This is a genomic window from Lentibacillus halophilus, assembly GCF_039522485.1.
In the GTDB taxonomy this organism is placed as follows: domain Bacteria; phylum Bacillota; class Bacilli; order Bacillales; family Amphibacillaceae; genus Lentibacillus; species Lentibacillus halophilus.
On record NZ_BAAADM010000028.1, the window covers coordinates 19,712 to 29,790 of the forward strand.

General features: G+C 40.9%; 10 protein-coding genes. 3 read left to right on the forward strand and 7 right to left on the reverse strand.

Annotated elements, in window-relative coordinates:
- Positions 1-12 precede the first annotated feature (12 nt).
- From ABDZ72_RS05305 to modA, 4 genes are all read right to left on the reverse strand, one after another.
- Positions 13-1,485 (reverse strand): aldehyde dehydrogenase family protein, encoded by a 1,473-nt coding sequence (locus ABDZ72_RS05305; RefSeq protein WP_343751620.1) that lies wholly within the window; start codon positions 1,483-1,485, stop codon positions 13-15.
- A gap of 183 nt (positions 1,486-1,668) precedes the next feature.
- Positions 1,669-2,298, reverse strand: a complete 630-nt coding sequence (locus tag ABDZ72_RS05310) for an ATP-binding cassette domain-containing protein (RefSeq protein WP_343751622.1) — start codon at positions 2,296-2,298, stop codon at positions 1,669-1,671.
- Between the two features lie 15 nt (positions 2,299-2,313).
- The gene (modB, locus tag ABDZ72_RS05315; RefSeq protein ID WP_343751624.1) at positions 2,314-3,003 is read right to left on the reverse strand and encodes a molybdate ABC transporter permease subunit; all 690 of its coding nucleotides are present in this window, start codon (positions 3,001-3,003) and stop codon (positions 2,314-2,316) included.
- 5 nt (positions 3,004-3,008) lie between these two features.
- The gene (gene modA / locus ABDZ72_RS05320) at positions 3,009-3,794 is read right to left on the reverse strand and encodes a molybdate ABC transporter substrate-binding protein (protein WP_343751626.1); all 786 of its coding nucleotides are present in this window, start codon (positions 3,792-3,794) and stop codon (positions 3,009-3,011) included.
- 287 nt (positions 3,795-4,081) lie between these two features.
- Here modA and ABDZ72_RS05325 point away from each other — a divergent pair, with 287 nt between their 5' ends.
- Positions 4,082-4,318 carry a hexameric tyrosine-coordinated heme protein gene (locus ABDZ72_RS05325; protein ID WP_343751627.1) on the forward strand — a complete coding sequence of 79 codons (237 nt, stop codon included), beginning with the start codon at positions 4,082-4,084 and terminating at the stop codon, positions 4,316-4,318.
- Between the two features lie 91 nt (positions 4,319-4,409).
- Here ABDZ72_RS05325 and ABDZ72_RS05330 read toward each other — a convergent pair whose 3' ends face one another.
- The 3 genes from ABDZ72_RS05330 to ABDZ72_RS05340 all read right to left on the reverse strand — a co-directional run bounded on the left by ABDZ72_RS05330 (position 4,410) and on the right by ABDZ72_RS05340 (position 7,512).
- The gene (locus ABDZ72_RS05330) at positions 4,410-4,820 is read right to left on the reverse strand and encodes a DoxX family protein (RefSeq protein ID WP_343751628.1); all 411 of its coding nucleotides are present in this window, start codon (positions 4,818-4,820) and stop codon (positions 4,410-4,412) included.
- A gap of 344 nt (positions 4,821-5,164) precedes the next feature.
- Complete coding sequence (locus tag ABDZ72_RS05335) at positions 5,165-6,619, reverse strand: MDR family MFS transporter (protein WP_343751630.1); 1,455 nt, start codon at positions 6,617-6,619, stop codon at positions 5,165-5,167.
- Positions 6,613-7,512: a TetR/AcrR family transcriptional regulator gene (locus ABDZ72_RS05340; RefSeq protein ID WP_343751631.1), complete on the reverse strand. Its 900-nt coding sequence runs from the start codon at positions 7,510-7,512 to the stop codon at positions 6,613-6,615. Before ABDZ72_RS05340 ends, ABDZ72_RS05335 begins: the two co-directional genes overlap by 7 nt.
- 144 nt (positions 7,513-7,656) lie before the next feature.
- Between ABDZ72_RS05340 and ABDZ72_RS05345 the strand changes: the two genes are divergently transcribed.
- Together ABDZ72_RS05345 and ABDZ72_RS05350 are read left to right on the forward strand one after the other, a co-directional pair.
- On the forward strand, positions 7,657-8,520 hold the full coding sequence (locus tag ABDZ72_RS05345; protein ID WP_343751633.1) for an SDR family oxidoreductase: 864 nt from the start codon (positions 7,657-7,659) through the stop codon (positions 8,518-8,520).
- A 394-nt stretch (positions 8,521-8,914) separates the two neighbouring features.
- Entirely contained in the window at positions 8,915-9,997 is a 1,083-nt protein-coding gene (locus ABDZ72_RS05350; protein WP_343751635.1) for a GerAB/ArcD/ProY family transporter, read from the forward strand.
- Positions 9,998-10,079 lie beyond the last annotated feature (82 nt).

Here is a 10,079-nt window from a genome sequence, read left to right on the forward strand (position 1 = left end):
ATTATACAGCTATTACTCTGAAAACCAGCCGGATGGTTCCATTTCTTGATTGATATTAATTTGTTTCACCTCTTGAAATTCCTCTAATCCAAAGGTTCCCAAGCCACGACCAATACCACTTTGTTTGTATCCACCCCAAGGCGCTTCCACATATGTCGGATGATACGTGTTAATCCATGTGATACCGGCACGCACTTTTTTAATAACACGCATAGCTTTTGCTCCGTCCTGGGAAAATACAGCGCCGGCCAGACCAAATTCGGTATCATTCGCTAAATCGATGGCTTCTTTTTCGTCTTTAAATGTTTGTATCGTTACGACAGGACCAAAGATTTCTTCCTGTACGATGCGCATGTCAGATGAAACATCCGTGAATACGGTTGGTTCTACAAAAAACCCTTTCTCCAGCCCATTTTCTTTCAACTGGTTGCCTCCAAGCGCTAATGTTGCGCCTTCTTGTTTGCCTACGTCAATGTAGTTAAGAATGGTTTTAAGTTGAGCGTGACTTGCGATCGCTCCCATTTCAACGCCTTCGTCCATTCCAGGTCCTACTTTTATTTTCTTCGCTCGTTCAATAAATCGTTCGACAAATTGATTGTATATGCCCTCTTGTACAAGAATACGACTTCCTGCAGAACAATTTTGACCTGAGCCAAAAAAGATGCCAAACAAAGCGTAATCAACCGCAGTTTCAAATTCAGCGTCATCGAATATAATATTGGGTGATTTCCCTCCCAACTCGAGTGACACTTTTTTCAAGTTTCCTGTAGCAGCTTGCATAATACCTCGGCCTACATCCGTGCTTCCAGTGAAAGATACCGCATCTACCTGGTGACTTTCCGCTATCGTCTGACCAACAACGGATCCCTTACCCATTACCATATTAACGGCGCCTTTGGGTATTCCTGTTTCATCCATTATTTCAAACAATGTCATGGCTGTTACCGGAGTGAGTTCGGCCGGTTTAAATACAATCGAGTTTCCTGCAGCCAACGCCGGCGCAATCTTCCAAACACTCATTAGAAATGGTAGATTCCAGGGAACAATCAATCCTGTCACACCAATAGGTTCCTTTACTGTCATGGATTGCATAGCATCAGGAACGTGGTATGTTTGTCCATCCGGCGTTGTAATCAACCCAGCGTAATAGCGGAAGCAAAAGGCTGCATCGGCCACATCAAATGCCACTTCACTTTTTGTTTTGCCGTTATTAATAACTTCCAATTCTACCAGTTCGTCTTGTCTCTCTTCAATTTTATCAGCTATTTGAAACAGAAACCGAGCCCTCTCCCGCGCAGGGGTGTCTGCCCATTCGCCACTTTCAAATGTATCTTTAGCTATCTGGATTATCTCGTCCGTTTCTTCTTTTGTCGCTCGCGGTGCTTTTGCAATGACTTCCTGGGTAGCAGGGTTAATCACTTCATTAAAGTCATCATTCGCTGACGTTTTCCACTCGCCATTACTGTACATTTTTAAGTTTATCATTTTTTATCTCCTTTTGTACGAACGCGCATTTCTGTTCATAATAATCTTTGAATCTATAATATGAGCATGCTTCCGTAAGTTATCATAACGCCATATTGTCATATCGTCAAATTGATCAATTGTTGACAATTAAATAAAGGTCATATCGTCATAACGTGGTCTGTCTGCACAATGTCGTGCCGGTTACTTCGGTAAGTTGGATTGCAACGCGCCTTCCTCCATATACAGTATCCGGTCACCCAATTTTTCCGCTTCCTGTTTGGCATGGGTTACGAGTATAACCGGTATTTTCCACATTCGATGCAGACGCAATAGCTCAGCGTGACTGCGTTCACGTGTTTTATCATCCAGTGCTGAAAATGGTTCATCCAACAGCAATAAATCAGGCGCGGTTGCCAGCGCGCGTGCCAATGCCACCCGCTGCTTCTCCCCGCCGGAAATTTGCTGGGGATAATGCTGCTGCAAATGTTCAACCCGCAACTCCCGCATTAAGTCAAGCACCAATGATTCATTCTTCATACCATAAGCAATATTTTTCCAGACCGTCTTATGAGGAAACAATGCGTAATCCTGGAAAAGATATCCTATATGGCGTTTTTGAATCGGCAGCGTCTTCCCTTCTGCTTCAAATAACGCGCGCTGATTCAATCGGATATGCCCTTCATCCGGATTGGTCAGACCGGCAATACAGTTCAGTACAGTTGTTTTCCCTGAACCCGATGGACCAAAAAGGACAATGATTTCATCCGCTGCCTGAAAAGACATATGTAACGTAAAATGGGCCAGCTGCTTTTCGATTGCCACATCCAACATATCGAACTCTCCTCATCATCTGGAATTGCTTTTGTAGCGCATCATATTTCGTTTGCTCCACCAATTCAGCCACAATATAGCACTGAAACCAAGAGCAATAATAATAATCACCCAAAAGGCGGCTACTTCCGTATTCCCTGCTTGAACCTCAAAATAAATCGCAAGCGGTATCGTATTCGTCTCACCAGGGATATAGCCTGCAAGCATCAATGTTGCACCAAATTCGCCAAGCGCCCTGGCAAACGTTAAGACAAGCCCGGACAACAACCCCGGCCATGCTATGGGGAAGGAAATGGTCCAAAACACTCTCCATTTTGAGGCCCCCATCGTATATGCCGCCTTTTCCACATTGGCATCGTATTGCTGAAAAGCCGCCGTGGCACTTTGATACATTAATGGAAAAGCTACGACAACGGCTGCTATGAGAACAGCATTCCACTGAAACACAATTTGCATATCAAAAACCGTCTCCAATATCGAACCTAAGGGGCCATTTTTCCCAAAAATAACGAGTAGTCCAAACCCAACAACGGTGGGCGGCAAGACGAGTGGCAGCATAAAAATGGCTTCAACAACACTTTTCCCAAAAAAGTGATTCCGTGCCATCACCCTTGCTAGAAAAACACCAATAATAAATACAATAACTGTTGCAATGGCGGCTGTCTTAAAGGAAAGCCATAACGGCGAAATGTTTACATCAGGCATTATCATCACCCATCCTGCATATCAAATCCATATTCCTCAAAAACGGATTGAGCGTCATCTGATTGCAAAAATTGAACGAACGATTTGGCCGCTTTTTTGTTCTCTGTATCGGCTGTAACAGCAGCCGGATAGATAATGGCATCATGTGTTTCGGCGGCAGCTTTCGTCAACACTTGAATCTTATCGGAAATGAGTGCATCGCTCTTATAGACAAACCCAATATCTGTATTTCCGGTTTCCACATATGTAAGGACTTGGCGCACATCTTTCGCAAATACGAGTTCTTTCTCTAATTTACTCCGTATATCAAGTGACCTTAGTGTTTGATCGGCATATTTTCCCGCTGGCACACTTTCTGGGTTGCCAATGGCAATCTGATCCACATCGTCCGGTTCAATAGCATCCATCGATTGATAATCTAGATCAGAATTTTCCCCTGCAATAAGGACAATGCTGTTACCGGTTACATCTTTTCGAGTCTCTTGGATAATCCGATTATTCTTTTCCAACCTGTCCATCCAGTCCTGATTGGCAGAAATAAAAACATCGGCCGGCGCACCTTGTCGAATTTGCTGAGCCAGTTTTCCAGATCCTGCAAAATTAAGCGTCAATGCGACGTTCTCTTTCTGTTCATAAACATCTTTTAATTCTTTCATCGCATCCGTCATACTGGCAGCAGCGGAAATGGTCAAAGCAACGTTCTCTTTTTCTTCATCACTATTATCGCCATCACTGCTGCAAGCTGCCAGCACGGCGACAAAGGCGATCATCAACCATTTTACATACTTCATGTTACACCCTCCAATTATAATAGTTATAATCAGGTATAGTTAATTATAATTGGATTTAAACAGAGAAGTAAATGATAAAATAAAAACAAGCGGGAGGGAGTTTCAAGCATACAAGAACCTGTCGAACCTCCAACGACAGAGAGACCCTCGTTGAAAAGAGGATTCGGGCCAATTGGTCATTAACATCTTATTGGACTGTATAAATGTATGGATGAACGTAAGCAACATAACATTTGGTTCCGTTCGTTCATACGCTATAAAAATTGGTATATAAGGGGATGGGTTTCGTGGAAAAATGGATAAAAAGTTTGAAAACTGACACACCACAAGAAGGATTTGAATTGGCCATCACACTTGCTCAAAAAGGCGTGGAATATACACAACCTTCCTTGAAAATCAGAAAAAAACTGCGTCCCAAGTATTCCAAAAACGCCAATAGTCTCATAGCTGCCTCGGATGTTATAGCTATGCATTTTCAAACAGTGGCCGCTGCAAATAATTATTGGAATACTAAAGCCAATTAGACCAATCAAAAAGCATGGCTGCGAAACGGGGTAACCGCTTATTGCTGCCATGCTTTTTACGATAGTTGAACGTTTTAATCCGAACAAATGTTTACCAAAAATGAATATTATAAAGGGTATCCAATGCTAACAGCCCAGGACCTGACAATGTGATACCCAGTGCAACAGCGATTAATACCACATTATATTCAATGCCACCTTTATCGACAAACAAGCCATTTTTTCCGTGAACGGTTTTAATAGCACCAATCATGGGAATAACAAATAATAAAGCTGCCAAAGGCATCAGCAATCCTAATAGAAATAAAATACCGCCAATAAATTCACTTATCCCTATTAATAAAGCCATCGTTTTACCTGGCCTTACGCCAATTTTGTCAAAAAATGCACCTGTCTTGCCAGGGCCATTACCACCAAACCATCCAAATGCTTTCTGGGCTCCATGTGCTGAATAGTACAGACCAACAATAACGCGTATAATTAAAAAACCAATAGCTTCCATAATACCTCCAACGTTTAACTGTATTTCGTTACTTATTCTAATAACTAGATTTCTGCGTAACTAAAGTTAAGAATAACATATCTGTGCAAAAAAAATGAAGACAGTGGTAACAAGTGTTTGTGTCAATCGGATGTTCAAACATCACCCAAGTTTCGGAGATGATGCCTGAAATGGGTAGTTTCCAGGCTATTCCCACACCGACATTCGGAAAGAGGCTCATGCAAAACATTTACTACAGTTATGGCTACTCGGTACTCATAAGAACACATTAAAGAAGTCCCATTATGAGCTAACATTAACACATGAGAGGTTAATATTATTTTTTGAAATGTAAAGTACATTTGTTATTCGGAAGCTGATTTATTTTTAAGAAACAGAGAAAAGACCGCCCCGGCAACGGCTATACTGGTCGCAAAAATAAACGCATCATTATAACCACTTAGTTGCGCTTGATGAGCTATCTGCAATTTCGCTTCTTGTTGTGTCAGGCCTTGAAGTGCCGACGCATCTGGTTCGTAACTTTTAGCCCCCGACGTCATTACTGTAATTAGTATTGCAGTGCCGATGGAAGCAGATACTTGCTGCATCGTATTCGCCATAGCTGATCCATGCGCATTCCACTTCATTGGTACCTGATTTAATCCTGATGTCATAACCGGCATCATAGCAAAAGATAGTCCAAACATGCGCACTGCATATATAACAGCTATGAACCACAGCGGCGTTTCCAATGTCATATCCGTGAATATAAACGTCGTTACGGCAACGATTGTTAACCCTGGAAGGGCCAGCCACTTTGCACCGAATTTATCAAACAATGCACCAGTAACAGGAGACATCATTCCCATAACAACGGCTCCCGGAAGAAGTACAAGTCCTGATTGTAAAGCCGTAAAACCTCTTAAATTCTGGATATATAATGGTAAGAGTGTCTCCGCACCAATCATAGACATCATTACTATCATGGTAATAACAATAGAAACACTGAACGCTTTAAATTTAAAAACCCTGAATTGAAGCAAAGGTGTTTGCAGTTTTAATTGTCGCCATATAAAGAGTCCAAGAATAATAACTCCTGCAATCAGTGACACAATCACTTTCAGACTGGTCCATCCGCCATCTCCTGCACTGCTGAAACCAAATAATAGACCTCCAAAACCCAATGAAGAAAGGATTATAGAAAGTATATCCATTTTCGGGTGTGTAAGCTTGATAACATTTTTTATAACAATGTATGCAAAAATAAACGTTAAGACAACAATTGGTAAAACTACATAAAATAGCGCACGCCATGAAAAATGCTGCAGTAACCAACCGGAAAGTGTTGGTCCGATAGCTGGTCCAAATGAAATGACAATGCCTGCAAGCCCCATCATTTTGCCTCGTTTTTCTTTTGGAATCACTGTTAGTATAACAGTCATCATTAATGGCAGCATGATTCCGGATCCTGCTGCCTGTATCACTCTGCCAACTAATAATAGTGGAAATACATGTGCAAATGCACTGATTAAGGTCCCCAATCCTAAGATACTCAGCGCAGTTAGGAATAGTTTTCTTGTGGGAAACCTTTCAATTAAGAAAGCAGTAATAGGAACCATAACCCCGTTAGCTAATAGAAAAGCCGTTGTCAGCCACTGTGCTTTGTTTTCATTAATACCAAAATCATCCATAATGGATGGTAAAGCTGTTGCCAGTAATGTTTCATTTAAAATACCAACAAATGCGCCAATAAGCATCACTGCAATCATTGGTCCTATTCGTTCTTGCTTCTGGCTAACTTGCGACTGTTCTGTCACCATGCATGTTCACCCTTCCCTCGCAAATGATTATTTATCGTCTGTTCCAATCGGATAGCGCTGGTTCTTAGCGCTTCTTCTGATTTCAAATAATTAATCAACGCTTCTATTAAGTACATTTTTGGTTCAGCCATACTTACCTCTTTTGTTAGATGGTTAACCGTCTGTGTAAATTTATCCTTTTCGTTTTCTTGTAAAGAAAGACTTTTCACCAATAGTTTCATTTGAGAAAGTTGCTGATTCATTTTGCTTTTTAATGAAACTTTTTCTTCTTCATTCATTGGTTTAAATAGTTTTTCTTTCGTGAGAATCGGGTGCATCATTCGCATTGAATTTCCTGCTTCTTCTAACACAGAGGTGATTAAATTCGCCAAATGATTAATGGAAAGTGTTATCCCTCGAAAAATAAATAATGATGTATACTCTTTCATAATGCCTTCGTAAATAACTACTAAATCCCATATAATGGAGTGATTTTTTTCACCAAACGCTTCTAATAACCATTGTTTATGCCACTCCATTAACTCCAGTCGGAAGTTTTCCATCATGTCAGCTACTTCACTTTGGTCATTAGGTGAATATTCATTTAACACAATGAAAAAAATAGAGCTGCTCTTTTGCATTTCTTCTAATTCAATCGTAATTCTTTTTTGCAGCACTTCCGTGGCGGACAGTGCATCGGAATATTGAACGGAATGCGCTTTTTTGAACAGACTTTCATGATGATCTTTGATAATTTCTATAAGCAAATTCTCCTTCGAATCGAAATGCTTATAGAAAGCTCCTTTGGATACATTACACGTTTGAGCAATTTCCTGAACTGATGTAACATAATACCCCTTCTCCGCAAACAGATGGATCGCCATATCTTTGATTTCTTGCTTTTTTGTTGACATAAATCCTCCTTGTACTGTACGGTTACATTTAGATACCGGTTGGTCACAAACTCTAAAATGTATCTTATAATGAACTTGAATTTTTGTCAATATGTATGTACTTTGAAGTTAAAGCAGTTATATGAAACGCGAGGTGGCGACGTTATGACAAAAATATTGGTGACAGGTTCGACTGGGAATATAGGCAGCTATGTGGTAGATCAACTATTACAGAAGGAGGTGACAGTTAAGGCTGCTGTCAGGGATGTAAAAAAGGGAAAACAATTTTTCTCAAACAGCCATGCAGAAGTGACGGCATTCGACTTTCTGCGCCCGCAAACCTATAAACAAGCGCTGGAAGATGTAACGAAAATTTTTCTTATGCGCCCGCCTCACCTGTCCTCACCAGAAAAAGATATGCTTCCATTTTTAGAAAGCGCCAAAGCAGCTGGCGTAGAGCACATTGTATTCGTTTCGCTATTCGGCGTTGAGAAAAATCCGTTCGTTCCACACCGAAAAATTGAGTCGTTCATACGTGATCTAGGATTTAATTATACATTTTTGCGCCCTGGCTTTTTCATGCAAAATCTAAATACGACGCATCGTAAGGATTTGTTATACCGAGGGGAATTATTTATACCTGCCGGCAATGCTAAAACCAATTTTATTGATACAAGAGATATAGCAGCCTGTGCAGCTGTATGCCTCACAGATCATGGTTATATAAACAAAGCTTATACGCTAACCGGCAATGAAGCGATAACCTATTATCAGGCTGCTTCCATCATGTCAGATGTGTTGCACCGGGATATAATCTATACAAATCCGGGACTGCTTGAATTCAGGAAGGCATTTATAAAAAGAGGAACACCAAAAACGTTTGCTAATGTGATGATGATGCTGTACTTAATGACAAAACTCGGTACAGCAGAAAAAGTGACCGATGAGGCAGAAAAATTACTGGGGCGGAAACCAATTACGTTCAGACAATATGTTGAAGATCATGCGGAGTTTTTTGAAAGACGATAGTTGCCTGACATGCACAGGAAAAGAGGAATGATTGGAGGAACCGCCATTAAATCCAGATAGACTGACCCGGTTCTGTGTATAGAATCAATGAAACGACCTTTAACGGGAGATTGAAACCTCCCTTTAATATCTCTTTTTGTCTTCTCCATGGATTATAAGTGCCAGGCATATACGCAATTTAGAATTGCGTATATGCCTGGCACTTACTTCTAATTGGATGGTTGCGACACAAGTTTCTTATGATGAATATTCTATGATAAGAGCGGACAGGCTATAAAAGCCATAAGTGAGGAAAAAGAAGACTAGAGGTACAGAGTCCCTATATTCTTATGACGGATTTAAAACCAAAGAATAATATTCTGGTTATCACATCCATGATAAAGGGGGAAATAGGGTGGAGAAAGGAAGGATTTCAGCTTTACAGATGGCGGTTTTAATGTATCCAGCTGTTTTAGCAACCGCTATTCTCTCCTTACCGGCAACGACTGCTGCATACGCAGACCATGATATGTGGATGTCCCCTGTTTGGGGCTCCCTAGCTGGGTATCTGGCTGTGTATAATGCATACAAGCTAAACACACTTTACACGAAGGAAACATTGATTCAATACAGCCAACATATTATTGGCTTCATTCCAGGAAAAGTTATTGGCTTTTTTTATATCTTCTACTTTTTACACAACGAATCCCTAGTCGTGAATCAGTACGGAGAGTTTGTCGCGGGTATTTTTCTTCCTCAAACACCGATGATTGTGGTTAATATTGCAATGGTTATTGTCTGCGGAATTGCCGTACGAGGAGGTTTGGAAACCATTGCAAGAACAGCTCAGATCTTTATACCCGTGACTTTCCTGCTTTGGATAATCATTATCGTTTTACTGATTCCTGAACTGGAACCGAATAATATGTTTCCAATTATGGGAGATGGCATGATGCCATCTATTAAAGGAGCATATATTCTTCAGAGCTGGTTCAGCTTATTTATTATGGTCGCCTTTTTACTTCCCTTTATAGAAGATCATAAAAAAAGCTTAAAATGGGGCATGCATTCTGTGACCAGTGTGCTGTTTACGATGGTCATTACAAACTTAGCCACTCTACTTATATTTGGAGAAATTACAACAAGATTTTTTTACCCAGTCATGGATGCTGCTCGTTACGTCAGCATCGCTGATTTTTTCCAACACATTGAAGCGCTCGTAATGGCCATTTGGGTAAGCGGAATTTTCATCAAAACCGCCGTATTTTATTACGTAGTGGTTCTTGGTACTGCCCATTGGTTGAAACTCGATGATTATCGCCCGATTGTCTGGCCAATTGGCTTTCTAATCATTGGTTTTACAGTGTGGGCACCCGGTATACAGGAAATTAGTCAGTATTTCGCCACAACCAGTATCATTTACTCGGTATTATTTCAAACTATCATACCGCTCCTGTTACTAGTCATCGCAGTCTTTAAAGTACCACGGAAATCATAGGGACTATCTAGGTCAAGTAGGAGTGAACCTCTCAGCCTAACGGCTGATTGTGTATCACTCCCCTCTCAGAACCATGCGAGCG

What these genes read in the sequence shown, in the direction of transcription:
- ABDZ72_RS05345 (WP_343751633.1), top strand. Translation starts at nt 7,657, where the DNA reads ATGACAAAAATATTGGTGACAGGTTCGACTGGGAATATAGGCAGCTAT.
- modA (WP_343751626.1), bottom strand. Translation starts at nt 3,794, where the DNA reads ATGAAGTATGTAAAATGGTTGATGATCGCCTTTGTCGCCGTGCTGGCA.
- ABDZ72_RS05310 (WP_343751622.1), bottom strand. Translation starts at nt 2,298, where the DNA reads ATGTTGGATGTGGCAATCGAAAAGCAGCTGGCCCATTTTACGTTACAT.
- ABDZ72_RS05305 (WP_343751620.1), bottom strand. Translation starts at nt 1,485, where the DNA reads ATGATAAACTTAAAAATGTACAGTAATGGCGAGTGGAAAACGTCAGCG.
- ABDZ72_RS05335 (WP_343751630.1), bottom strand. Translation starts at nt 6,619, where the DNA reads ATGGTGACAGAACAGTCGCAAGTTAGCCAGAAGCAAGAACGAATAGGA.
- modB (WP_343751624.1), bottom strand. Translation starts at nt 3,003, where the DNA reads ATGCCTGATGTAAACATTTCGCCGTTATGGCTTTCCTTTAAGACAGCC.
- ABDZ72_RS05330 (WP_343751628.1), bottom strand. Translation starts at nt 4,820, where the DNA reads ATGGAAGCTATTGGTTTTTTAATTATACGCGTTATTGTTGGTCTGTAC.
- ABDZ72_RS05340 (WP_343751631.1), bottom strand. Translation starts at nt 7,512, where the DNA reads ATGTCAACAAAAAAGCAAGAAATCAAAGATATGGCGATCCATCTGTTT.